Origin of the sequence: Prevotella communis (genome assembly GCF_022024175.1) — a bacterium.
In the GTDB taxonomy this organism is placed as follows: domain Bacteria; phylum Bacteroidota; class Bacteroidia; order Bacteroidales; family Bacteroidaceae; genus Prevotella; species Prevotella communis.
The window spans coordinates 1,457,459-1,481,712 of record NZ_CP091794.1 but is presented as its reverse complement, the minus strand read 5'-3'; the positions used below and the strand labels follow the sequence as shown (position 1 = coordinate 1,481,712).

The following is a 24,254-nucleotide window of genomic DNA, read 5'->3' as shown; positions in this document are numbered from 1 at the left end:
AATTAAGCTTTAACCTTGAATATCGCTTTTTTAATCTCTGGTGCCATTGAGATACACGGTGCATGACCGTCTTGAGGGAAAAAAACCGCAAACATACCTGGTTGACAGTCAATAAAACTTTCTGCCATGAGGTCAGGGTATTTTGTGATATCCTTTTCTGCATTATATTCCTGTTCTGGCAGTCTGCACAATGGTGTATAGCCATAGGTCTCAGGTCCATCAATAGGAATCTGAATGTCTATCATCTTGACATGAGTCTCCAACACGGCCTCATCGGGTGCTTTGCCCTTAGCCGTAGTGATATTGACAAAGAGGTCCTTATCCTTAATAGGATATTTACCAGCCTCCATCGTGTTTAGGTCGTTCTTCTTCAGGAACTCTACCACATCAGCAAACAAAGGATTTAATCCTACGTATTTGCCCAAATTGTCAAGCGTGTCAATAATCATAACATATAGTTTTAAAGTGGTTTATTGATAGTCTATTTTTCTATTTTACGATAACCGTTGCTATAAGTGCCCTGGGCAACAATTGCGCCGTTACGGTCTTTCTCGACAAACGCTCCTTCACGTTTACCATTCTCATAGTGGCACTCAATACGCTTACCGTCCTTATCTTCTTCGATGGCAGCACCATGACGCTGTCCATTCTTATACTGGGCCTTAAATTTAGAGCCATCGGCCAGATGACCGATACACTCTCCTTCAGGCTGTCCGTTTTTAAATTGTCCTTCCACAACGTCACCAGCCTTTGTCGTCAGTTTACCACGACCATTCGGCTGGTCATTTTTCCACTGTCCAGAATACGAATTACCATTTGCCCACAGGAAGGTGCCTTGTCCATTTTTATCACCTTTCAGGAACTGTCCGTTATAACGGTCGCCATTAGCAAATTTCACGATACCATTACCTGTACGCTGACCATTCACATAGTCACCCTCAAAGATGTCACCATTCTGGAAACGATAGACACCCTTGCCATGCTGCAAATCGTTCTGCCATTGGCCTACATAGACGTCACCGCTGGCATATTTAAACACACCCTTACCGGAACGCATATTATTCTTCCATTCACCATCATAGGTTGAGCCATCAGCCCAATCATGGAAGCCACGGCCTTCTTTTTTGTCATCTTTCCAGTCTCCGTTATAATATGCTCCACTGGCATAGACATATTTTCCTTTGCCATTACGCTTATCTTCATGCCAGTTACCCTTATAGGTGTCGCCATTGAAATAGTACATTTCACCATAGCCCTGCTGGTAGTCCTTAAACCAGAGACCTACATATTTATTATTATTCTGGAAATAATATGTACCCTGACCATGCTGATGGTCCTGCATCCATTGCCCTTCATAGCGTTCCCCGTCTGTGAAAGTATAAATGCCATGACCTTCGCGTTTTCCTTTTACATATTCACCTTCATAAAGATTTCCGTTCTTCCACACCGTTTTTCCTTTGCCGTGTGGTTTTCCTGCAGCCATCTCTCCGTTATATTCACCTCCGTCTTTTGTTGTACACGTACCCAAAGAGATTTTCTGGGCAGACAGAGAGAGAGGCATAGTAAGTAATGTAAGCGATAAAATATATGATGTCAATTTCATTGTTTTCAATTTTTCACTCCAAAAGTACAAAAAAAAGTGTAAACAGGCAAGAATTTCCCTTTTTTGAAACTAAGAATTAAGAATTATTTGTAACTTTGCGTCAAAAATTAGTAAAGCAGATGAAATTCATTGGTATTATTCCTGCGCGTTATGCATCTACGCGTTTTCCAGGCAAGCCGCTGGCGATGCTAGGCGGTAAGCCCGTCATTCAAAGAGTTTACGAACAAGTAACAAGTGTATTGGGCGAAGCTTATGTTGCCACCGACGACGATAGGATTTTCAAGGCTGTAGAGTCATTTGGAGGCCATGCCGTCATGACACGCACCGACCATAAAAGCGGTACTGACCGTATTGAGGAAGCTGCCATAAAATTGCAGACCAACGCCGATGTCATTATCAACGTACAAGGCGACGAGCCCTTCATCCAGAAATCTCAGTTGGAAACAGTAAAACACCTATTCGATGATCCAAACACACAGATAGCTACCCTCGGAAAACCTTTCGAAAGCATGGAGGCTGTTCAAAACCCCAATTCTCCAAAGATTGTATGTGATGTTAACGGCTATGCCATGTATTTCAGTCGCAGCGTCATTCCATATATCAGAGGAAAAGAAAGTAGCGACTGGCTGTTACACTTTCCTTTCTTGAAGCACATTGGCCTTTATGCCTATCGTCGTGAAGTATTGTCACAAATCACGAAATTGCCCCAAAGCCCTCTGGAACTGGCAGAGAGTCTGGAGCAATTACGCTGGCTTCAAAACGGCTATCGCATCAAGGTGGGCCTTACCGATGTAGAAACCGTCGGAATTGATACACCTGAAGACCTTGAGCGAGCAGAACAGTTTCTGAAGGAATTCAAGGATTAACCTTGTTGCATCTGCCTTAGTAACTCCTGTTGACGAGCACTCAGACTCGTAGGCAATGTAACCTGATAGGTAATTATCAAATCCGCACCGTTCTGACCTTTGCCACGCAGTCTGGCCTTAGTGCCAGGCTGCGTGCCAGGTTTTAGTTTCAGACGTATCTTTTTCCCATCTGGCACGGTGACGATGACATCACCACCCAGCAAAGCCGTGTACATATCTATATTGACACTAGCCTGCGTCTCACGTGGTTGTTGTGGTTGCTGATGGGCAAAACCACCAGCGCCACGTCCTCGCATGGCACCACCAAACAAATCCTCAAAGAATGAGCTAAAGCCACCGCCACCCCTTCCATTAGTAAAGTTTGAGAAATCAAAGCCTTCGAATGGAGAGCCACCACCAGCACCTGAAGAAAAACCACCGAAGCCACCAGTACCACCAAAGGCATCAGCTTGCTTCCACTGTTCACCATACTGATTGTATTTCTTTCGCTTTTCAGGATCACCAATCACATCGTATGCTTCATTCAAAGCCTGAAACTTTGCCTTGGCCTTCGGGTCGTCAGGATGCAAATCCGGATGAAACTGCTTGGCACGTTTCAAATAGGCTTTCTTCACATCCTTCTGTGGAATGGTCTTATCAACCCCTAGAATCTTATAATAATCTATGAATGCCATAATCTCAATCTCCTTTCTTTTTTAATTATTTACAGCAAATTCCATGCCGAAAATTTGGCGTTTCATATGACATTTCGTAATTTTGCGCCATCAAAACAGATAAATATGAAAAAAGCACTCATATTAGGAGCACTCTTATTTGGCACTTTGCCTCATACTATGGCACAAACAAAGACGGTGAACTTACGAATCGTTGAGACAAGTGATGTCCATGGCTATTTCTTTCCATACGATTTCGTAAACCGCAAGCCCTTGGAAGGAACATTAATGCGTATCAACTCTTACGTAAACAACCTACGCAATCAATATGGCGAGAACCTGCTGCTGATTGACAATGGTGACATCCTGCAGGGACAGCCCACTTGTTACTGGTCCAACTATGTGATGACCACAGATCAGAACATTGCAGCAAGAATGGTAAACTATATGAGGTATGATGCCGAGACAATAGGCAACCACGATGTAGAACCTGGTCATGCAGTCTATGACAAATGGATTCGTGAAGTACGCTGTCCTATCCTGGGTGCCAATGTGGTAGAGAAAGAAAATGGGCAGCCATACCTCAAGCCTTACGCCCTTTTCGTACGTGATGGCGTAAAGATTGCCGTCATCGGACTTCTCACTCCTACCATCCCCTGTTGGCTTAACGAATCTGTATATGAAGGATTGGAATTCCACGAGATGGTCAGTTGTGCCAAGAAATGGGTGAAGCAGGTACGGGAGGTAGAACATGCCGATTTGGTAATAGGTCTTTTCCATAGTGGAAAAGAAGGCGGACTGGTATTAAATGGTGCCGAGGAGGATGCCACAGCTCGTGTAGCACGTGAAGTACCAGGTTTTGACATCATCTTTTTTGGTCATGACCACCAGGTACACAATGAATGGATTGAGAACACAGATGGGAAACAGGTTCTGACACTCGACCCCTCCTGTTTTGCAGTGAACGTTGCCGATGCACAAGTCAGCCTGACTTATGAAAAAGGAAAACTCAAGAAAAAGGACATTAAGGGCGATATCGTCAGTGTACGCAAAGAGCAGATTGATGAGCAAATGAGTCAGTATTTCCAACCAGACTTCAATCGCATTAAATTGTATGTTGACCGCAAGATTGGGCATTTTGAGACAACGGTAAGCACACGCGACTGTTTCTTTGGCAATTCAGCCTTTTCGGATTTCATTCACAGTCTGCAGTTAAGCATCTCTGGAGCAGATATCTCATTTAATGCCCCCTTGGCATTTGACAGCAAGATTGAAGCCGGAGATGTCACGATGGCAGACATGTTCAAACTCTATCGTTTTGAGAACAAGATGTACGTACTCAATATGACAGGAAAGGAGGTACTTGGACATCTGGAAGAAAGCTATGACCGATGGGTAAACACCATGAAACGTCCAGAAGACCACCTGTTGTTACTCAACGATGCCTCAAAAGAAGACCAGCAACGTACAGGTTTCCTGAACTATACATTCAATTTCGACTCTGCATCCGGTATCGACTATGAAGTTGACGTCACAAAACCTAACGGACAGAAAGTCAGGATTCTCAGAATGTCAAACGGCGAACCATTTCAAATGAACAAAACCTATAAGGTTGTCATGAACAGCTATCGCGGCAATGGTGGTGGCGACTTGCTTACAAAAGGTGCGGGCATTCCCAAAGAAGAAATAAACAGCAGAATCATCTACCAGTCACCACTGGACTTACGCCACTACCTGACACAAGAAATTGAACGCTTAGGTAACGTAAATCCTCAGGCAGCCCACAACTGGAAATTCACACCAGAGGAATGGACCATCCCTGCAGCAAAACGTGATTACAAGCAATTATTTGGAGAAGAAAAGCAATGAAACAATACTATTTTGTATTCTGCAAAGACGACCTGATGCTAGAACGTCAGGCTGACGGTACGTACACGATTCCCTGCCAGGAAGAACCACCTACAGAGATAAAGCCCTGGACCACGATTCTAAACATCACGCCCCTGGATGGTATTGAAGTGAAAGCCTACAGCATTGACACGCCCCCAACAAACAGCCCCAACTTTCAACTTTCAACTTTAAACTATCAACTCTATGAGATGTGCCCCCTGCGTCAGAGTTACTACAAACTCCCCTACCCACTCTATCTGAAGGCAGGCAAATGCGCAGAGTTGCTCTATTGGGACCGCAACACCAAGTTCTGTGGTGTCTGTGGTGGTCAGATGCATTTTCACACAGATATCAGCAAGCGTTGTGAGATGTGCGGAAAAGAAGTTTGGCCCCAATTAGCCACGGCAGTTATCGTACTGATCCGCCGAGGCGACGAAGTATTATTAGCTCGCGGTCGCAACTTCCGTAGTGAATTCTATGGACTTATTGCAGGTTTTGTTGAGACAGGTGAGACTTTGGAGGAAGCCGTCAAGCGAGAGGTGATGGAAGAGACCGGCCTCACCATTAAGAACATCCAGTATTTTGATTCCCAGCCCTGGCCCTACCCCAGTGGATTAATGGTAGGTTTCACTGCCGATTATGAGAGCGGAGAGATTCATGTGCAGCGCGAGGAACTAACAAAAGCAGGTTGGTTCAATCGCACCAACCTGCCTAAACTTCCAGAAAAACTCTCTATTGCCCGCCGGCTGATTGACAACTGGCTCGGAGAGGATTAATATTCCAATAGTTTCTTGGTCATCTGACCATCAAAACCGATAAGTGTCTCTACCAGATAACAACTGGCAACATCCGGAATACAGAGGTTGGCATTGAAGTGGACGCCACGTGAATCGACGTGATCGTACTTAATATTACCCAGAACAGCCTGATCAAGGAACTGTTGTGGAACATCGTCAGCAAACATCTGTTTCTTGATATCACGCGAAAAAAGACATACAGACCCACGATATAGGCTAATGTGAATGATGTTGTCGTAATAGACATTGTCTACACTGACGCCATCACTATTATAGGTTTCCTTGGTCACCTTATACCTTGTTGGGTTTACAGCAATATACCAGTGATATCGCTCACCCCCAAACAACACCACGGAGTCAATTTTCAGGACTTCGTTCAGTGACAATATCTCTGGTTGATTATCCAAGAATGCCAAAGAATCCTCTTTGTTCTCACTCTTCTCCAAACGAACCTCTTCACCAGCCTGATTCTGGAAGCAGAACAAATGCTCCGTCTGTTTGGTTATTGCATAACGGTTTTCACCCAGGCAGAACGAGTCACTGACAATACGGAAATAAGAAGGCTGACTCGTAGAATCCGGAAAGAATATCGTATCGCCCTTCGCCAGGAACGAGACCTCTTCCGTCTCACTTTCAATCCAGATACCTTGCAGCATGGCTTTCGCCTCCAAGTCTTCTGGCGTTTCATTTTCAGAGACGTCATTACGCTGTTGCTTGCAAGCTACAAACGACAGGATTAAAAGAGATGCTATGATACAATACCTTATCATTTACCTATGCAATGATATTCAAATCCATTCTCGTCAAGTTCCTCTACATCAAAGATGTTACGTCCATCAATAACTAAAGGTCTGTGCATTGCCTTCTTGATAACGCCCCATGTAGGCAAACGGAATTCCTTCCACTCTGTCAGCAACAAAAGAGCATCCGCATCAAGAACCGCATCATACATATCCCTGCAATATGTTACTTTATCACCAATTCTACGACGGCATTCATCCATGGCAATTGGATCATAGACACGGATACGACAACCTGCTGCCAGCAGTTTATCAATCATCACCAATGCAGTTGACTCACGCATATCATCAGTCTCAGGCTTAAACGACAAGCCCCACATCGCAATGGTTTTACCTTTAAGGTCTTCCCCCTGGTAAGCTTTCTGCAATTTATCAAAGAGTACAGACTTCTGCTTTTCGTTTACGCGTTCCACAGCCTTCAGGACTTCCATTGAATAGCCATTCTGATCTGCAGTCTTAATAAGGGCTTTCACATCTTTGGGGAAGCAAGAGCCACCATAGCCGCATCCTGCATAAAGGAACTTTCTTCCGATACGCGTATCACTGCCAATACCAGCACGGACCATATTCACATCAGCTCCTACCCGTTCACAAAGATTGGCAATATCATTCATGAAAGAGATACGTGTAGCCAACATGGAATTTGCAGCATATTTTGTCATTTCGGCAGAAGGGATATCCATGAAGATAACACGGAAGTTATTGATAAGGAATGGCTTATAGAGTTTGGTTAAAGCCTTCTTTGCCTTTTCACTTTCAACACCAACCACCACGCGGTCAGGACTCATGAAGTCCTTGATAGCATTACCCTCTTTAAGGAACTCCGGGTTCGAAGCCACATCAAAGGGAATATCAACTCCACGCTTCTTCAGTTCTGCCTCAATCGTCTGACGTACCTTTTTAGCCGTGCCAACAGGAACAGTTGACTTGGTCACCACCACAAGATAGCGGTTCAGGTTCTCGCCAATAGTCTTAGCCACCTGCAGCACATATTTCAAATCTGCAGAGCCATCCTCATCGGGAGGTGTACCAACTGCAGAGAATACGATTTCCTGTTCATTAAGGATGGAAGCCAAGTCTGTTGTGAACTTCAATCGACCAGCCTTAACATTCTTCAGCACCAACTGATCCAGACCTGGTTCATAGATGGGGATTTCTCCATTTTTCAAACGTTCAATCTTCTGGGCATCAACATCCACACACGTAACATTCACGCCTGTTTCTGCAAAACAAGTACCAGAAACCAGTCCCACATAACCTGTTCCTACAATTGCGATATTCATATACCTTATTATATATTAATCAAACACGACTGCATCTTTCAGCAATGGCTGTTGTAAGTCTTTCTCACTTGTCAGCACCTCTTGGGGATCAATAGGCCATTTGATATCAAGCACTGGATCGTTCCAACAGACACCAGCCTCAGCCTGAGGTGCATAGACATTGTCAACCTTATAGGTAAAGATAGCCTCTTCACTTAACACCAGGAAACCATGGGCGAACCCACGAGGAATGAAGAACTGGCGCTTATTATCCTCACTCAATTCAACCATGACGTGCTTTCCAAATGTAGGGGAACTCTTACGGACATCAACAGCCACATCAAGCACACGACCTTTGATGACACGTACCAATTTTGCTTGTGCGAATTCACCTTTTTGATAATGCAGTCCACGGAGCACACCATAGGATGACTTAGACTCATTATCTTGGATAAAATCCACATGACCGATATTGGCTTCAAACTCTGCCTGTTTCCATGCTTCGAAGAAATAGCCACGCGCATCATTAAACACTTTTGGTTCAATAATAAAGACACCCTTTATTTCTGTTTCGATAAAATTCATCACTTTTTCCGTATTCTTGTTTCAATGGTGCAAAGGTACGACTTTATATTCAGATAAGATAAGATTTTTGCATTTTTTATTTGCCCGATTCAGAAAAAAGCCGTACCTTTGCAACGTGAATGTACTTGAAAGACATATAGAGATATTATTATTGAGCAATGATTGTGTCATTGTTCCCGGTCTTGGTGGCTTTATGGCACACCATGTTGATGCCCGATATGACGAGACGGACGGCACCTTCTTGCCTCCCCTTCGTACGCTGGGTTTCAATCCCCGTCTTACGATGAACGACTCTCTGCTCGTTCAATCATATATTGAAGCTTACGACATCAGCTACCCCGAAGCACTCAGACGCATCGAGGCTGAGGTTGCTGAGATACGTCAGCATTTGGAATCAAAGCGTGAATACGAGCTTAACGACATTGGTATCCTTCGCCTCAACCAAGAGGGAAATTTGGAATTTGAGCCATGCGAGGCAGGCATTCTGACACCATATCTTTATGGTCTCAGTTCTTTTGAGATGTCCCCACTCGTCGTAGAGACAAAGGTTCCTGTAGAAACACCTCAGAATGAAGACACCGCAAAGGTACCTGAAGAAAGTGCTATTACCATCAAGATGTCATGGTTGCGCAATGCTGTTGCAGCAGCAGCAGCTATTATAGCATTCTTCATGATTGGCACACCTATTTCAAACGGTGACAGCGCCATGGAGATGCAGCAAAGTGCTTTCATCGCCATCCCTCAGCACACCATTATCTCACAGCAGCAGGCTGCAGACGACATACAGAAGACACAAGCCGTTTCCAAAGAAGATGCCAAAGACAGCATCTCTGCTGATGCTGATGTAACCACGGAAGAAACCTCTTCAAAATCCACATACTGTATTGTATTGGCAAGTCAGGTAACCCAGAAGAATGCAGAGATCTTTATTGAGAAACTCAGCAAAGAAGGTTACTCTGAAGTCAGACTAGTGACCAGCAAGAGCAACATGCTTCGAATTGTATATGGCAATTATGCCAGCGAAACAGAAGCAGCCAACTCGTTGCGCAGTCTTCGCAATAAGAGCGATTACTTCGAGCAGTCATGGGTATTGGAGATTAAAGACTAAGCAAAACCCCTTTTAAACTTTTGTAGATGAAGCGCGTACGCTGTCCAAAATGCGAGAATTATATCACATTTGACGAGACCAAATACACAGAAGGTCAGTCGTTGGTATTCCAATGTCCAGAGTGCAATAAGCAGTTTGGCATCCGCATTGGCGTTTCCAAACTTAAGAACACACAAAAGGAGGAAAACAGACAGATGGCAGACAGCAACGCTTCAACAGAAGAAACACCCTGCGGCAGTATTGTTGTTATCGAGAACGTGTTCCACTACAAGCAAATCATTCCCCTGCAGATGGGCGACAATGTTATCGGACGCCACCAGAAAGGAAACCCTATTAACACAGCTTTCGAGACAGTAGACCCCAGCGTAGACTTAAACCACTGTACCATCAATGTAAGCCGAGACAAGCAAGGCAGATTAAAGTATACCCTGCGCGACAACAACAGCAATACTGGTACTTTCGTTGAAAATGTTGAGATTCCACCTCGCGAGCGGCGTGTCATCGAAAGCGGTACCCTCTTCACGATTGGTGCTACCAGTATTATCCTTAAGGGCCCCGACGAAGAAGATTAAAGACAACCAAACATAAAAAATAAAAAAAATGGAGACATTCAATTGAACGTCTCCATTTTTAATATCCGTATCCTTTACAGGTTCTTATTCAATGTCTCTTTCCAGGCGGCATAAGCAGCTGCATATTCTGCACGATGCTTCTCGTCTGGTTCAATAACCTGCAACTTCTCCAAGGAAGCGAAAGCCTCATTAGCATCCTTATAGATACCAGCACCCATACCAGCGCCCTTGGCAGCACCAACAGAGCCATCAGTATCGTAGAGTTCAATCGTTGCACCACTTACACCAGCCAATGTATCACGGAACAGCGGGCTTAAGAACATATTGGCCTTGCCTGCATGAATCTTCTTGATATCCATACCCATCTGCTGCATGATTTCCATGCCATAGCAGAATGAGAAGACAATACCCTCCTGGGCAGCACGTACCAGATGAGCCTGTGAGTGCTTATTGAAGTTCAATCCATTGACAGAGCAACCAATTTCACGATTCTCAAGCACACGCTCTGCACCATTTCCAAAAGGAACGATTGTCACGCCATCACTACCAATAGGAGCCTGAGCAGCCAAATCGTTCATCTCTGCATAACCAATACCTGGGGTAATATTACGGTGAACCCATGCATTCAGAATACCAGTACCATTGATACACAAGAGCACGCCAAGACGTGTCTGGTCTGCCTGATGATTGACGTGAGCGAATGTATTAACGCGTGATTTAGGATCGTAGTTAACGTCACCCAACACACCATATACTACACCTGAAGTTCCTGCTGTTGCAGCAATCTCGCCAGGATTCAACACATTCAAAGAGAGTGCATTATTGGGCTGGTCACCACCACGATAAGTAATTGGAGTTCCAGCCTTCAACCCCATTTCTGCTGCAGCAGCCTCAGATACGACACACTGCTCAGAGAAAGTTGGTACGATATCAGCTATCAATGACTGATCAAATCCATAATAGTCAAGCAAGAATTTGGCGACCTTATTTTCCTTGAAATCCCAGAACATGCCTTCAGACAAGCCACTCACCGTTGTGTTAGCAACTCCTGACAGACGCAATGCCAGATAATCACCAGGCAACATCACCTTATATATTTTATTATACAGGTCAGGTTCATTCTCCTTAACCCATGCCAACTTAGCTGCAGTAAAGTTACCTGGAGAATTCAGCAAGTGCGACAGGCACTGCTCACTACCCAGATCACGGAAAGCAGCCTCGCCATAAGGCACAGCACGTGAATCACACCAGATAATAGCAGGACGCAAAGGCTGGTAGTTCTTGTCTACGCAAACCAATCCATGCATCTGATATGAAATACCAATGGCCTTAATTTCTTCGGCCTTAGCGCCACTTTCAGCCATAATCTTCTTCAATGAGAGTTTTGCATACTCCCACCAAGAGTTAGGATCCTGCTCGGCCCAACCTGTTTTAACAGCCATAATAGGTGCTTCCTTTTCTGGGAAGAAAGCAGAAGCCACACACTTGCCGCTATCGGCGTTGACTAATGATGCCTTGACAGAAGAACTGCCAACATCAAATCCTAATAAATACCTCATTGCCATTTATTTAAAAATTATTTCTATACCTTAATTTATACGTCAAAAACGTCTTTTTCCCTAAAATATTTTCCAATAAAGACAAAAAACACTTTTATTGTTATTTTTTTTCTACATTTTGTGCTCATTTCATTTTTTTTATATACCTTTGCACGTGATATATCAACAAAATAAGGTTAAAACGATTAAAATCATATTCATATATGAAAAAGAAAATTCTAATACTTGACGACAAAGAGACCATTGCAAAGGTCCTCTCGATTTACCTGATGAGCGACTACGATGTACAGTGGTTACCTGATGGATTGCAAGGTGTTAAATGGCTTCAGGCTGGCAACACACCAGACCTCATTATCTCTGATATCCGCATGCCGGGTATGCGAGGTGATGATTTCTTGGAGTGGATTAAGCAGAATGAGTTATTCAGCCACATTCCCGTCATCATGCTCTCAAGTGAGGACTCAACCAGCGAGCGTATCCGTCTGTTGGAAATTGGTGCTGAGGACTACATTGTGAAGCCCTTCAACCCCATGGAATTAAAGATCCGCGTCAAGAAGATTTTGCCGAACTAAGATAGATTATGGTTGGTGTCGTATATATAGGTAATAATCCCCAGTCAGAAGAGCGTTTGAAGTATCTGCCTGGAAAGCATGTCATTTTCAAGAAAGACTATTCAGAGGCCGCTAGCGAGTGTAACACACGCAAACTTTACGACCACTATATTATCTTCCTAGAGAAGACATCTCCTGGATATGATACGGCAGCCATCACCTATCTGAAGCAGAACTGCCCAGGCATTTACATCATCCTGCTCACATCTGGTTTGTCAAGTGAAGAGCGAAAGCAATACCAGCAATGCGGCATTAACGACACGCTTGACATCAACGCTTCTGTAACGGTTATCAGCAAGAAGCTACAGTTTGTATGCGACAGGGAAGACATGCTGTTTGACACAGTAGTCACCAAGAGGAACCTGCTCCAGTTTAAGATTCCTGTATGGAAACGTCTCTTTGACATTTTCGTTTCATCTTTGGCAATCCTTGTTACGTCGCCAATCATGATTATTACAGCGATTGCCATCAAGTTGGAGAGTCCTGGTCCTGCCCTATTCAAATCAAAGCGTGTTGGTACCAGTTACCAGATATTTGACTTCCTCAAGTTCCGTTCTATGTATATGGACGCAGAAAAGCGTCTGCAAGAACTGAGCAAGACAGGAAATCAGTATGCCAAGAAGACAGACAACGACAATACCACCACAGAAGCATCATCGTTCAGCAATTCCGCTGCAGAAGACGAGATGATGGCCAAGTTAGGGCTTGAATCAAACATGATGATCAGCGATGACGAGGTCATGCTGATTGGTGATGATTTTGTCGTAGCAGAAACAGATTTCAGCAAACAGAAAGAAGAAGACATCAACAATGCCTTTGTAAAAATCGAGAACGATCCACGCGTTACAAAAGTGGGACGTTTCATCCGTAAATACAGCATTGACGAACTGCCTCAACTCTTCAACATTCTGAAAGGCGACATGTCTATTGTTGGCAATCGTCCTCTCCCACTCTATGAAGCAGAGAAGCTCACTGCCGATTCAAGCATCGACCGTTTCATGGCCCCTGCAGGACTTACAGGCCTGTGGCAGGTAGAGGAGCGCGGTAAGGGCGGCAAAATGTCTGCTGAGGAGCGCAAGCAACTTGACATTATCTATGGCGAGACCTATTCTTTGGCACTCGACCTGAAGATTATATTCCGTACCCTCTTTGCATTTGTGCAGAAAGAGGACGTATAATATCTATTGCGAAAAGCCTACATCTATGATAAAGTACCTATTTACTATAGCCATATCGTCTCTGTGTCTCACAGCTTCCGCCCAATCTGCCGATGATAGCGGAATCAGTGCGGGTTTCTTTGACTCAAGTCAGGAGAAGGATATCAGCTTCTCTGAGTTCAAGCTACCACCTCTGTCTGTATTGTTTGAGAATGCCAAGTCTAATCCCAACATTTTACAGATAGCAAAACAACAGGAAATTGCTCAGGCAGAAGTGGCAAAGCAGAAAAGACACATATTCTCATACGTCAGCGGGTCAGCAAGTGCCAGTTATGGTCTTTCTGATATTTGGAGCGGTTCTCAGGGGACGGGCTATGGCACAGGCATGGTTTGGCAGCCTCATTCTAGCGAACAAAGTTATTGGAATGTAGGTGTAAGTGTTAGTTTACCTCTTGAAGACATCCTGGATTTAGGACCATCTGTCAAACGTAAACGTCTTGAAGTTGAAAATATTCAAATTCAGAAAGATCTTGCTTACGACAACCTTAAATTACAAATTGTTTCACTCTACATAAAAATCACCAACAATTTAGTGGCCCTGAAAACTGCTGGCGAAAGTGCAGCAGCTTACCAAGGTGCAAGTTCACTCAACGAAGTAGAATTTCATCATGGTAATATGGAAATTGAAACTTATGCTAATACTGGTCAAAATAGTATGGGTTCCGTTAATGCATATCAATCATTATTGACACAAATAACAACCGACATTGTAACACTAGAAATTCTAACTCACACCCCCATTATTACCAATACGACGACCGATATTACACTTGACTCAACCATCGAGAAATCTCGGAGACAGATTGCAAAAGAGAATCGTGCTGTAGAAAAGCGTATTAGAAAAGCTGCAGAGGAAGAACTTAAGCGCGAAAAAGAAATCCTGAAGCAGGAAGAAAAAGAAGCTAAACAAGCGGAAAAAGAGGCGGCAAAAGCAGCAAAAGAAAAGAAATAAATAATATCATCATTTTTACTTTTTAAGCAAATGGATATATTCAGATATATTGTCAGATTTCTATATAAAATTCGTTGGTATCTTGTAATTTTACCAACACTTGCATTGGTGGTGGCATGGTTTATGACTCGTAACACGGAACGAGTCTATGATGCAAGAACAACCATCTATACGGGTATGATTACAGGTTATAACCTAGAAGGCGGTACAGGTACGGCTGGAGGTCATTCAGAAACCAACATTGCCAACTTAATGTTGATTATCCAGACTGATAATACCATCCATGAAGTTGCCCTAAAACTTTTTGCGCGCTGCATGATGTATGGTAACCTCAACAAAGACAATAACTATATTACAGCAGAACATTTCCGTCAACTAAATGCGAGTGTTCCTCCCGAAGTAAAAGCACTTATCAACCCTCAGAATGAGTTAGAGACATATCGTAACCTGAAAGCTTACGAGCGTCCTTCACAGGACAATTACTTGTTTGGTTTACTGAACTATCATCCATATTTTAGTGTCAATAGCATTACAAGTCGTTTGAAAGTACTTCAATTAGAAAAAAGCGACATCATAGATATCGCATATTCCGCTAATGACCCCGGTATTTGCTACAATACCCTTGACATACTTAATGAGGTTTTCGCTAATCAGTACCAACAGCTACGTTATGGCGAAACCATGAACGTGATAAAATTCTTTGAAAAAGAGGTTAAACGCCTATATCGCAATTTGACAACAGCAGAAAACGATCTTATCAAGTATAATGTTAAAAACCGCATTATAAATTATGAAGAACAAACTAAGCAAATTTCCGGACTTGAAGCGCAACAACAAGTAAAAAATAATGAATTGCGCATGAATATTGCTACTACAGAGGCACTAATTGCTTATCTGAAGCAGCAATTAGGCGATCGTTCTAAAATTATTGAGTCCAATCAAGAATTCTCATCTTTGGTACGCGACATCACCCGATTGCAGTCACGTATTGCCAACCTCAAACTGATGAGCAGTGAAAATGGGGGCAACAACAATGAAGCCCAACTGGAATTATCCAAAGCAGAAAGACAATTAGAAGCAACGACAAAGAAAGTAAAAGAGTTAACACAAACTTTAGAAGCATCCAATTATAACACAGACACAGGTGTAAAGGCATCTAATCTCATTGAAAAATGGTTAGATCAGGTCATTTTGCTTGAAAAAACAAAGGCTGAGTTAGGCGCAATGGATATTATGCAGCAAAATATTGACCAACAATTTATTTTCTTCTCTCCTATTGGTGCAACCCTTGATCGTAAGGATCGCCATATCGGCTTTATTGAAGGTAACTATATGGAGATGTTGAAAGCACTTAATGCAGCCCGTTTGCGTCAACGTAACCTCCAGATGTCTACAGCTGTATTGAGAGTTCTGAATCCCCCCATGTTCCCTTTGAATGCACAGCCCACTAACCGTATGATGACATTGTTGGGTGCATTTATGCTCACCTTTGTTTTCACAGCCACCTATTTCTTCATCATTGAAATGCTTGACCGCACACTACGTGACCGCATGCGTTCAGAGCGCATCACGCAAGTACCAGTTCTGGGATGCTATCCCAAGGAGAGTACCCTTCGCTATCGCCGTTTCAACAAGACCATCAACGACATGGCTCTCCGTCAGTTGAGCAAGGCACTCCTACCAAACTTTAAGGAAGGGCAGCAGAATGTACTGAACTTGCTTTCTACAGATGCAGGCAATGGCAAGAGCTATATTTCCCAAGAGTTAGAGAACTATTGGTTAAGCCTTGGTTTGCAAGTACGACGTCTTACCTACGACGAAGATTTCTTGGCCGAAGATAGTCGCTATCTGATGGCAACGGATATCAAATCAATTTGTCCCGATATAATGCCTAACGAGATTGCCATTATCGAGTACCCCAATTTGGATGACAACACTATTCCATCTGGTCTATTAAATATGGGAACCATCAATCTTATGGTAACCCGTGCAAACCGTACATGGAAAGATGTTGACCAAAAGGCGCTTAACGAGTTGCAGGCACGACTTGAGAATAAAAACTCATTGTTTATGTATCTCACTGAAGCCAGTCGCTATGCTGTAGAGGAATTTGTTGGTCAACTGCCACCATACACAAAGTTCAACAATTTCATCTATCGATTGTCACAACTTGGTCTTACAGCTACAGAAAACGATCATGCAAAATAAATGAAATGACAAAGTCGTATACAACATCAAGTAATCATTTAGAAGGAAGAGTCATAGTACTCTTTCTTCTATTTCTATTTGCTTTGTATACACTAACCACATCAGGTATTGTAGCATATTCTGCAATCTGCATCATTCCAGCCATTGCCATCTTTATTTTTTTAGCCTTAAAACATCAGAATGCCCTTTTTTGGTACATTTTTTCCATCAACTATTTTGTAATGGGACTTGTCAGATATGGCTATATCCCAGTACAAGTGACCATTGTAACCGTCTTACCACAAGTATTACTTATTATAGCTCTCATCATTCATCCTAGAAAAGGAAAGAATTCATTAGGCACCCCTATGCTATTAGCCATTCTGATATGGACTCTATATTTGATTATTCAAGTATTCAATGAAACATGTGGTTTGCCCATAAGTATCGGTGATTGGCTAACCAATCTTAATTTCTTTGCATTCTATTTCATCTTAGCGTACATATTAATTAGCAAGGTTATTAATACCCCGGAAAACATCATGCGTTTTCTACGCCTTTGGGCCATTTTCTCGCTTATTGCGACATATTGGGCTTGGCGCCAAAAAACATTTGGATGGGATCAAACTGAATGGCGATGGTTGATGAGTGGTGGAATGCGTACACACATGATTGGTGGCTCTATTCGTTACTTCTCTTTTTTTTCAGATGCAGCCAATTTTGGATGTAACATGGGAGCATCTGCCGCATTGTTTTATATTTTAGGATTAACCAGTAAGTTAAAGAAAGACAGAATTCTATTTATAATAACAGGAGTTTGTTGTACATACAGTTTCTTTGCATCTGGAACTCGTTCTGGACTTGTATGTTTTATGGTTGGCATCTTTCTTTATTTATTCCTGGCTAAATCAGCAAAACTCACTGCGATAGTTCTCATATTAGGAGGTGCGTTTGTCTTTATCATGGCCTTTACAGAAATAGGTCAAGGCAATATGCAAATACGACGTATGCGTTCTGCATTCAACACTGATGATGCTTCGTTGAATGTTCGAGACCTCAACAAGCAGGCGCTAAAAAAATATCTACAAGATGCGCCTTTTGGTATGGGAATAAATATTGATGAAGGAAGGATACCAAAATTCAACAAATTCAAGATTGTTTATGAAACATCTAACGACTCAACCTATGTATTTTTCTGGCAACGCACAGGCATTGTTGGTGTCTATGTCTTTGCAACCATGAATATTATCATTTTATTAGGAGGCTGCTTGATTGCATTTTTCAGGCTCAAGAATAAAGCTTCTAAAGGTATTGCAGCAGGACTTTGTTGTGGATTCCTTGGTATTCAAGCTGGAGGATATGCCAATCACATTCTCATGCAATATCCAAACCTCATTCTATTTTATGGAGGAATGGCTATCGTCTATCTACTGCCCGCTATTGAGAACGATTATATTGCATACGAAGAACGGAAAGTAGCAGAAATAGAAGAAAAGAAACGTCTCAAACAAGAAAAACGAGAGAAATCGAGAATAAAAACTTGGCTAACTTGGAAATAACGACATCTGTCATCACCATCAATTATAACGGGCTAAAAGACACCTGTGAGTTAATTGAGTCTTTACCTTTAGAGGATAAGTCCATAGAGGTAATCGTGGTAGATAATGCCTCAAAAGAAGATGAGGCATCTATCATAGCCAGCCGTTATCCACAAGTCAAAGTGATTCGCAGTGAGCAAAACCTAGGCTTTGCAGGTGGTAACAACCTAGGCATTAAAGCAGCTCGCGGCTGCTACCTCTTCTTCATCAACAACGATACGATACTTCGATGTAAGAAGGAAGATGTTAGATGTAAGATGTTTTTCCAACCATTGACAGACCGATTGGAAAGCTCACCTGAAATTGGAATGGTTTGTCCAAAGATACGTTTTGCATGGGAGAATCATCCTATTCAGTTCGCAGGCTATACCCCATTATCTCGCTATACGATGCGTAACCACTCAATAGGCTTCGGAGAAACAGACAGAGGACAGTATGACACAGCCCATCCAACACCTTATGCCCATGGTGCAGCCATGATGGTAAAACGTGAAGCTCTGGAAAAGGTAGGTCTTATGCCCGAGTGCTATTTCCTATATTATGAAGAACTTGACTGGTCCATGATGTTCACACGAGCAGGCTATTCCATCTGGTATGAACCAGCCTGTACAATCTATCACAAAGAGAGTCAGGCCACAGGTCAAAACAGTCCGCTGAAGACCTATTATCTCACACGTAATCGCTTATTGTTCGTTAAACGTAACATAAAAGGACTACAAAGATATATTACATATACATATCTATTACTTGTTGTCGCTACGCGAGACATCTGCAAATACATAATGTGTCAGCAGTTTAATTTGGTATCAGCTACAATAAAAGGAATTAAAAACTTTATATTAGAGAGATGAACTTCTGGTGGATACTATATATTGTTGATTGGGTACTGTTTTTGCCTGTAGCAATAACAGTAGCATATATTCTATTCTTTGCTATTGCAGCAACATTCAGAACGCCTACGACACCTCCTAAGGCGAAAGGACAGAACCGTTATATCATCCTGATACCCGCTTACAAAAGCGATGTTAGGATTCTTGAGACCGTTAACTCCATTTTGGGGCAAACCTATACCCAAAGGAATTTTGACATTGTAGTTATTTCTTGCCATCAGAGTGAGATGATTAATATGAGGCTTGCACAATTGCCCATCACTCTGTTGACACCTAACTTTGCAAGAAGTACCAAGGTAAAAGCACTTCAATATGCGATTCTGAATTTGCCGCAGTTCAAGATATATGATGCAGTCATCCTTCTTGACGCAGGCAATATCGTTGAACCTGAATTTGTAGAACAGATTAATGATGCATTTGAAGCAGCAGGTACCAAGGCATTCCAGACTCATCGTATGGCACGTAATCGCGACACATCTATAGCCCGTTTGGACACCATTTTTGAAGAGATTAACAACACCATATTCCGCCGTGGTCATCAAGCTGTGGGCTTATCTGCCTCGCTTAACAGTTCCGGATCTGTCTTCGACTTTGCTTGGTTCAAGCGCAACATCATGAAGATTCGTTCTACAGTAGGTGAAGACAAGGAATTGGAAGCATTGTTAGTGCGCGACAGCATCTATATTGACTATTTTGAGGATATTCTTGTGTACGACGAGAAAACACGTAAGGTACATGATTTCAATATCCAGCGTGGTCGATGGACCTATATCCAACTCCACAACTTCCTGAGCAATTTCCGCTTCATGCCCCTTGCCTTCATGAATAGCCAATATGACCTCGTGGACAAAATCATCCAATGGGCACTCATTCCTCGTACTATTATGATGGGCATAGTCTCTATTATGTGCTTTGCACTTCCTTTTATCTATTTCACATTAGCATTGAAATGGTGGGCTATCACAGCCATTGCCATTTTTGCTTATGCATTAGCCACCCCCGACTATCTCGTTGACAAGAATTGGGATCGTGACTTCCTTCGTGCGCCACTTATCACCATAGGTTCCCTCTTCAATATCTTCAGAGCAGGCCGAGACGAAACTGGCGCCCGTTTGGATGCCTTCAGTCACATCATTCATAAATTAAGAGCAAGAAAACAATGAACATACAGGTCATCATCACCATCATAGACTTCCTGCTATGGCTTATCATAGCAGCCAACGTGATGTATGTCCTATTCTTCGCCCTTGCATCTCATCTTCCCAAGAAAACACATCTCCCATCAGCCATCTTGCGTCCCTTTGGTAGCAAGCGAGCAGAGCCCGAGCGCAGACATCAGACATCAGACATCAGACATCAAACATCTTTCCTCGTCCTCATCCCAGCCTATCACGAAGATGCGGTTATCATCAATACGGTAAAGTCATTCCTCCAACAGGACTACCCCAAGGACCTCTATCAACTCTGCGTCATTTCCGACCACATGGATGCCACTACCAATGAACAATTGGCAGCCCTTCCCATCACCCTCCTCCAACCCACCTTCGAGAACAGCAGCAAAGCTAAAGCCCTCCAATACGCCATCTCGCAGACATCTAATGTCAGCCATCACCCATACGACTACGTCGTAATCCTTGATGCCGATAACGTTGTAGCCACAGATTTTCTGTCACGTCTCAGTCAAATTGTACGTCCAGATATCGCTATACAGTGTCATCGTACCGCAAAAAATGCGGATAATGATATTGCAGCTTTGGATGGCCTAAGCGAAGAGATCAATAACAGTATCTTCCGTCGTGGGCACAATCGTATTGGATTGTCATCAGCCCTGATTGGCTCTGGAATGTGTTTCAATTATGAATGGTTCAAAAACAATGTCAATAAACTTGACTCTACTGTTGAGGACCGTGAATTAGAAGCCCTCTTGATGAAGCAAGGCATCTTCATCCACTACTCCGAAGACATTCAAGTCTTAGATGAGAAAGTAAGCAATGGCGACAATTTCCAACGTCAGCGTCTCCGCTGGATGACTGGTCAGGTACAAGCCCTAAGTCAAATGCTCCCCTATGCTCCAAAAGCTATTTTCACTGGAAATATAAACTATATTGACAAGACGATTCAGCAGGCCTTGATTCCCCGCTCCATCCTTCTTATCCTAACTCCATTGTTCGCATTTATTTCATTTATCATTGCATTTTTCATTCCTCATTTATCATTTATATTTTATCTCTGGTTACTTCTTCTCATCTTGCTTATTATAGCTATTTTCTTGTCTATTCCTGCTTCACTCCAAACAAGCGCCTTCTTTAGTAGAATATGGGCACTTCCCCAACTCGTATGGCGTATGCTTATGAATATACTACATATTCGTACCGACAATAACGAATTCATTCATACCACTCATCAACAATGAAGATAGCTATACTGACATCCGGAATATTACCTGTACCTGCCGTTCAGGGAGGAGCCGCTGAGAATCTCATCGACTTCTATCTGGCATATAATGAGCAGCATCAGTTGCACGATATCACTGTATTTAGTGTTTATCACCCAAATGTCAGAAAATCGTATGCTATGAAGTCTACGTCAAACCACTACGTCTATATAAAAACACATAGCGTTCTGGCACGACTGAAAGCCAAGTTCTATGGAAAATTGCATCCCAATGAATATTATCACTATCAATTAGAATACTTCTTTGAACAGGCCTATAAAAAACTGAAGAAACAGTATTATGACCTCGTTATCCTGGAAAACCGCCCAGGCTTTTCGATAAAACTAAAAGAACGATTAAATATCCCCATTATTTCACATATTCATACAGACATTGTAAACGCCGAATTACCTCGTTCCCCAGAAGTCATAAAAAACAACGATGGTTTTATTTGCGTATCGCAATATATCAAGAGCCGCATTTTGGAAATAGGTTTTCCGACAAAAGCGGTTGTTGTCTATAATGGTTTAGACGAAAAAAAATTTAGCATAGAATGTTCGCCCATCAGCCGCAAGCACATAGGTTTCAATGACGATGATTTCGTAATAATCTATACTGGCCGCATTGTTCCTGCAAAAGGGGTGAAGGAACTTATCCAAGCGACAGGATTATTGCAAGATAAATCTGATATAAAACTTTTAATTGTCGGTGGTGATAACTATGCAGATAGCGTGAGCAGCAATCCCTATTTAGATGAACTGCATAAAATGGCACAACAGTTGCAAGGAAAAGTCTTCTTTACAGGCTTTGTACCATACGAAAACCTACCAGCCTATTTAAAATTAGCAAATGTTGCTGTTATGCCATCACAAATAAATGAAGCCCTAGGAATGTCATCCATAGAAGCAACCGCTATGGGCTTACCTGTCATTGCCACTAACGACGGCGGGTTACCAGAAACTTTAACAGGCCAAAAGCATATTATCATTAACAAAACAGGAAATATCCCTCTACAAATAGCCGAAGCAATATTACAAATAAGAGAGCATTACGACGACTATACAGGCAACCATATTAATTTACAATTCACAAAAGAGGAATATGCAAAATCTTTTTTCAAAGCAATAGAAGGATATGGCATCTGATAGAGTACATAAAACCCTCATGAATGCAAAAGTAGGATTCATTTTCTACTTTGTATCAATTTTCCTTGCTTTCTTCTCCAGAAGAATTTTCTTGGAATCTCTTGGAGATGATTTCATGGGATTGGCAGGTACACTCAATAGCATTCTCAACTTTCTTAATATCAGCGAAATTGGAATCGGAACCTGTATTGCATATTTTCTATATAAACCCATTGCAGACCATGATTACAACAAGATTTGCGAGATAGTATCTCTTTTTGGTTACCTATATCGCATAATAGGCTCTATTATTCTGACTGGTGCTATTATTATCAGTGCATTCTTCCCCATTATCTTCAGTAATGAGGGTGTTCCTTTGGGGATTGTTTACTTTACTTTCTATGCGTTCCTAGGAACCTACCTCTTTGGCTATTTTATTAACTACCGACAAATACTGCTTGATAGTGACCAAAAAACCTATAAAATCACAATGTGGACGCAATCAGGCGTTACCATCGCAACCATTCTCCAAATAATCATTGCTTATCACACACGCAACCCTTATCTATGGGCCTCCATTCAAATTTTTCTAAGTCTCTTTACATGTTGGGTACTAAATTGGGCTATTAGCCGTGAATATCCTTGGTTGAAAACAGACAAAAGTCGCGGTCGCGAAATTTTAAAGAGATATCCTGAAATTCTTGTAAAGGCAAAACAGATTTTCATCCATCGAATGAAGAATGCATTTCTTTCAAAAACGGATGAGATACTGGTTTTCGCTTTTGAGTCGTTGCAAATGGTAGCCCATTATGGTAACTATGTCATGATTGTTGGAAAACTAACATCCTTATTTAATAGCGTACTGACAGGCATGAATGCCAGTATTGGCAACCTTGTGGCAGAAGGAAACAAAAAGAACATACATAAAGTCTTTTGGGAATATCTTGCTTTCCGCTACTGGACAACAGGTCTATTTATCATAGCCCTAGCCTTTCTCATCAATCCTATCATTGGTTGGTGGGTAGGTTCGCAATATATTATGCAGGATCATATAGTATTCCTCATCCTGCTGAATATGTACATCATGCTTACGCGTCCTTCTGTCGATTTATTTATCAATGCATATGGCCTATATGATGATGTCTGGGCAGCCTTTGCTGAGGGAATTACAAATCTCGTTATTACCCTTATCTTTGGCTATTTCTACGGACTTATTGGTATTCTATTAGGAAAAATAGTCAGTATGCTATTCCTTGTTGTCATTTGGAAGCCATATTATCTCTATAAGTGTGGATTTAAAGAATCTATAGGCAATTATTGGCTACATGTTTTCAAGCATTATGTAATCCTGATAATCTGCCTTGCCCTATGTTATGCTATAAGCCACATGGTTCACTGGGAAACATCACCTACAATTCTCAGTATCTTCCAGTCTGCTCTCTGTATCATTTTGCCCGCAATTATGGTTTACTCGTTATTACTTTACCTCTTTGTACCAGGGACTAAAGACCTTATCCAAAGGATACCTTTTCTCAAGAAACGATAA

Annotated in this window: 22 protein-coding genes; 15 read left to right on the top strand and 7 right to left on the bottom strand. The window is 42.3% G+C overall.

Annotated elements, in window-relative coordinates; translation table 11 throughout:
• Positions 1-2: 2 nt before the first annotated feature.
• Entirely contained in the window at positions 3-449 is a 447-nt protein-coding gene (locus L6466_RS05995; RefSeq protein WP_091819121.1) for a NanQ anomerase/TabA/YiaL family protein, read from the bottom strand.
• A 32-nt stretch (positions 450-481) separates the two neighbouring features.
• Positions 482-1,603, bottom strand: a complete 1,122-nt coding sequence (locus L6466_RS05990; protein WP_371836500.1) for an MORN repeat-containing protein — start codon at positions 1,601-1,603, stop codon at positions 482-484.
• A 119-nt stretch (positions 1,604-1,722) separates the two neighbouring features.
• Between L6466_RS05990 and kdsB the strand changes: the two genes are divergently transcribed.
• Positions 1,723-2,469 carry a 3-deoxy-manno-octulosonate cytidylyltransferase gene (gene kdsB / locus L6466_RS05985; RefSeq protein WP_091819119.1) on the top strand — a complete coding sequence of 249 codons (747 nt, stop codon included), beginning with the start codon at positions 1,723-1,725 and terminating at the stop codon, positions 2,467-2,469.
• Here the strand turns inward: kdsB and L6466_RS05980 are convergent.
• Positions 2,466-3,143, bottom strand: a complete 678-nt coding sequence (locus tag L6466_RS05980; protein WP_237803468.1) for a DnaJ domain-containing protein — start codon at positions 3,141-3,143, stop codon at positions 2,466-2,468. The genes kdsB and L6466_RS05980 overlap by 4 nt on opposite strands.
• 105 nt (positions 3,144-3,248) lie before the next feature.
• Here L6466_RS05980 and L6466_RS05975 point away from each other — a divergent pair, with 105 nt between their 5' ends.
• Positions 3,249-4,991 carry a bifunctional metallophosphatase/5'-nucleotidase gene (locus L6466_RS05975; protein WP_237803469.1) on the top strand — a complete coding sequence of 581 codons (1,743 nt, stop codon included), beginning with the start codon at positions 3,249-3,251 and terminating at the stop codon, positions 4,989-4,991.
• On the top strand, positions 4,988-5,788 hold the full coding sequence (nudC, locus tag L6466_RS05970; protein WP_091819116.1) for an NAD(+) diphosphatase: 801 nt from the start codon (positions 4,988-4,990) through the stop codon (positions 5,786-5,788). Before L6466_RS05975 ends, nudC begins: the two co-directional genes overlap by 4 nt.
• Here nudC and L6466_RS05965 read toward each other — a convergent pair.
• The 3 genes from L6466_RS05965 to rfbC are packed head-to-tail and all read right to left on the bottom strand — an operon-like array spanning position 5,785 to position 8,456.
• Positions 5,785-6,579 carry a DUF4738 domain-containing protein gene (locus L6466_RS05965; RefSeq protein WP_091819115.1) on the bottom strand — a complete coding sequence of 265 codons (795 nt, stop codon included), beginning with the start codon at positions 6,577-6,579 and terminating at the stop codon, positions 5,785-5,787. The genes nudC and L6466_RS05965 overlap by 4 nt on opposite strands.
• A complete protein-coding gene (locus tag L6466_RS05960) occupies positions 6,576-7,892 on the bottom strand; it encodes a UDP-glucose dehydrogenase family protein (RefSeq protein ID WP_091819114.1) in 1,317 nt (438 codons plus the stop codon). Before L6466_RS05960 ends, L6466_RS05965 begins: the two co-directional genes overlap by 4 nt.
• A 15-nt stretch (positions 7,893-7,907) precedes the next feature.
• Positions 7,908-8,456: a dTDP-4-dehydrorhamnose 3,5-epimerase gene (gene rfbC, locus L6466_RS05955; RefSeq protein WP_237803470.1), complete on the bottom strand. Its 549-nt coding sequence runs from the start codon at positions 8,454-8,456 to the stop codon at positions 7,908-7,910.
• Positions 8,457-8,571: 115 nt separating this feature from the next.
• Between rfbC and L6466_RS05950 the strand changes: the two genes are divergently transcribed.
• On the top strand, positions 8,572-9,564 hold the full coding sequence (locus tag L6466_RS05950; RefSeq protein WP_237803471.1) for an HU domain-containing protein: 993 nt from the start codon (positions 8,572-8,574) through the stop codon (positions 9,562-9,564).
• Between the two features lie 26 nt (positions 9,565-9,590).
• Entirely contained in the window at positions 9,591-10,136 is a 546-nt protein-coding gene (locus L6466_RS05945) for an FHA domain-containing protein (RefSeq protein WP_237803472.1), read from the top strand.
• A 74-nt stretch (positions 10,137-10,210) separates the two neighbouring features.
• On the opposite strand, the gene L6466_RS05940 is transcribed toward L6466_RS05945, so the two are convergent.
• A complete protein-coding gene (locus L6466_RS05940; RefSeq protein ID WP_237803474.1) occupies positions 10,211-11,701 on the bottom strand; it encodes a xylulokinase in 1,491 nt (496 codons plus the stop codon).
• Positions 11,702-11,898: 197 nt separating this feature from the next.
• Between L6466_RS05940 and L6466_RS05935 the strand changes: the two genes are divergently transcribed.
• The 10 genes from L6466_RS05935 to L6466_RS05890 are packed head-to-tail and all read left to right on the top strand — an operon-like array spanning position 11,899 to position 24,254.
• Positions 11,899-12,267: a response regulator transcription factor gene (locus tag L6466_RS05935; protein WP_091819110.1), complete on the top strand. Its 369-nt coding sequence runs from the start codon at positions 11,899-11,901 to the stop codon at positions 12,265-12,267.
• 8 nt (positions 12,268-12,275) lie between these two features.
• The gene (locus L6466_RS05930) at positions 12,276-13,484 is read left to right on the top strand and encodes a sugar transferase (protein ID WP_284438426.1); all 1,209 of its coding nucleotides are present in this window, start codon (positions 12,276-12,278) and stop codon (positions 13,482-13,484) included.
• Between the two features lie 25 nt (positions 13,485-13,509).
• Complete coding sequence (locus L6466_RS05925) at positions 13,510-14,475, top strand: TolC family protein (protein ID WP_237803476.1); 966 nt, start codon at positions 13,510-13,512, stop codon at positions 14,473-14,475.
• 30 nt (positions 14,476-14,505) lie between these two features.
• Positions 14,506-16,683 carry a GumC family protein gene (locus L6466_RS05920; protein WP_237803478.1) on the top strand — a complete coding sequence of 726 codons (2,178 nt, stop codon included), beginning with the start codon at positions 14,506-14,508 and terminating at the stop codon, positions 16,681-16,683.
• Positions 16,684-16,688: 5 nt separating this feature from the next.
• Positions 16,689-18,221, top strand: a complete 1,533-nt coding sequence (locus L6466_RS05915; protein ID WP_237803480.1) for an O-antigen ligase family protein — start codon at positions 16,689-16,691, stop codon at positions 18,219-18,221.
• Positions 18,203-19,111, top strand: coding sequence for a glycosyltransferase family 2 protein (locus tag L6466_RS05910; protein WP_431356513.1), 909 nt, complete (start codon positions 18,203-18,205; stop codon positions 19,109-19,111). Before L6466_RS05915 ends, L6466_RS05910 begins: the two co-directional genes overlap by 19 nt.
• Positions 19,108-20,313 (top strand): glycosyltransferase family 2 protein, encoded by a 1,206-nt coding sequence (locus L6466_RS05905; protein ID WP_237803484.1) that lies wholly within the window; start codon positions 19,108-19,110, stop codon positions 20,311-20,313. Before L6466_RS05910 ends, L6466_RS05905 begins: the two co-directional genes overlap by 4 nt.
• Positions 20,310-21,563, top strand: a complete 1,254-nt coding sequence (locus L6466_RS05900) for a glycosyltransferase family 2 protein (protein ID WP_237803485.1) — start codon at positions 20,310-20,312, stop codon at positions 21,561-21,563. Before L6466_RS05905 ends, L6466_RS05900 begins: the two co-directional genes overlap by 4 nt.
• On the top strand, positions 21,560-22,729 hold the full coding sequence (locus L6466_RS05895) for a glycosyltransferase family 4 protein (protein WP_237803486.1): 1,170 nt from the start codon (positions 21,560-21,562) through the stop codon (positions 22,727-22,729). Before L6466_RS05900 ends, L6466_RS05895 begins: the two co-directional genes overlap by 4 nt.
• Positions 22,719-24,254: a lipopolysaccharide biosynthesis protein gene (locus tag L6466_RS05890; protein WP_237803487.1), complete on the top strand. Its 1,536-nt coding sequence runs from the start codon at positions 22,719-22,721 to the stop codon at positions 24,252-24,254. Before L6466_RS05895 ends, L6466_RS05890 begins: the two co-directional genes overlap by 11 nt.

What these genes read in the sequence shown, in the direction of transcription:
- L6466_RS05995 (WP_091819121.1), bottom strand. Translation starts at nt 449, where the DNA reads ATGATTATTGACACGCTTGACAATTTGGGCAAATACGTAGGATTAAAT.
- L6466_RS05990 (WP_371836500.1), bottom strand. Translation starts at nt 1,603, where the DNA reads ATGAAATTGACATCATATATTTTATCGCTTACATTACTTACTATGCCT.
- kdsB (WP_091819119.1), top strand. Translation starts at nt 1,723, where the DNA reads ATGAAATTCATTGGTATTATTCCTGCGCGTTATGCATCTACGCGTTTT.
- L6466_RS05980 (WP_237803468.1), bottom strand. Translation starts at nt 3,143, where the DNA reads ATGGCATTCATAGATTATTATAAGATTCTAGGGGTTGATAAGACCATT.
- L6466_RS05975 (WP_237803469.1), top strand. Translation starts at nt 3,249, where the DNA reads ATGAAAAAAGCACTCATATTAGGAGCACTCTTATTTGGCACTTTGCCT.
- nudC (WP_091819116.1), top strand. Translation starts at nt 4,988, where the DNA reads ATGAAACAATACTATTTTGTATTCTGCAAAGACGACCTGATGCTAGAA.
- L6466_RS05965 (WP_091819115.1), bottom strand. Translation starts at nt 6,579, where the DNA reads ATGATAAGGTATTGTATCATAGCATCTCTTTTAATCCTGTCGTTTGTA.
- L6466_RS05960 (WP_091819114.1), bottom strand. Translation starts at nt 7,892, where the DNA reads ATGAATATCGCAATTGTAGGAACAGGTTATGTGGGACTGGTTTCTGGT.
- rfbC (WP_237803470.1), bottom strand. Translation starts at nt 8,456, where the DNA reads ATGAATTTTATCGAAACAGAAATAAAGGGTGTCTTTATTATTGAACCA.
- L6466_RS05945 (WP_237803472.1), top strand. Translation starts at nt 9,591, where the DNA reads ATGAAGCGCGTACGCTGTCCAAAATGCGAGAATTATATCACATTTGAC.
- L6466_RS05940 (WP_237803474.1), bottom strand. Translation starts at nt 11,701, where the DNA reads ATGGCAATGAGGTATTTATTAGGATTTGATGTTGGCAGTTCTTCTGTC.
- L6466_RS05935 (WP_091819110.1), top strand. Translation starts at nt 11,899, where the DNA reads ATGAAAAAGAAAATTCTAATACTTGACGACAAAGAGACCATTGCAAAG.
- L6466_RS05930 (WP_284438426.1), top strand. Translation starts at nt 12,276, where the DNA reads ATGGTTGGTGTCGTATATATAGGTAATAATCCCCAGTCAGAAGAGCGT.
- L6466_RS05925 (WP_237803476.1), top strand. Translation starts at nt 13,510, where the DNA reads ATGATAAAGTACCTATTTACTATAGCCATATCGTCTCTGTGTCTCACA.
- L6466_RS05920 (WP_237803478.1), top strand. Translation starts at nt 14,506, where the DNA reads ATGGATATATTCAGATATATTGTCAGATTTCTATATAAAATTCGTTGG.
- L6466_RS05915 (WP_237803480.1), top strand. Translation starts at nt 16,689, where the DNA reads ATGACAAAGTCGTATACAACATCAAGTAATCATTTAGAAGGAAGAGTC.
- L6466_RS05905 (WP_237803484.1), top strand. Translation starts at nt 19,108, where the DNA reads ATGAACTTCTGGTGGATACTATATATTGTTGATTGGGTACTGTTTTTG.
- L6466_RS05900 (WP_237803485.1), top strand. Translation starts at nt 20,310, where the DNA reads ATGAACATACAGGTCATCATCACCATCATAGACTTCCTGCTATGGCTT.
- L6466_RS05895 (WP_237803486.1), top strand. Translation starts at nt 21,560, where the DNA reads ATGAAGATAGCTATACTGACATCCGGAATATTACCTGTACCTGCCGTT.
- L6466_RS05890 (WP_237803487.1), top strand. Translation starts at nt 22,719, where the DNA reads ATGGCATCTGATAGAGTACATAAAACCCTCATGAATGCAAAAGTAGGA.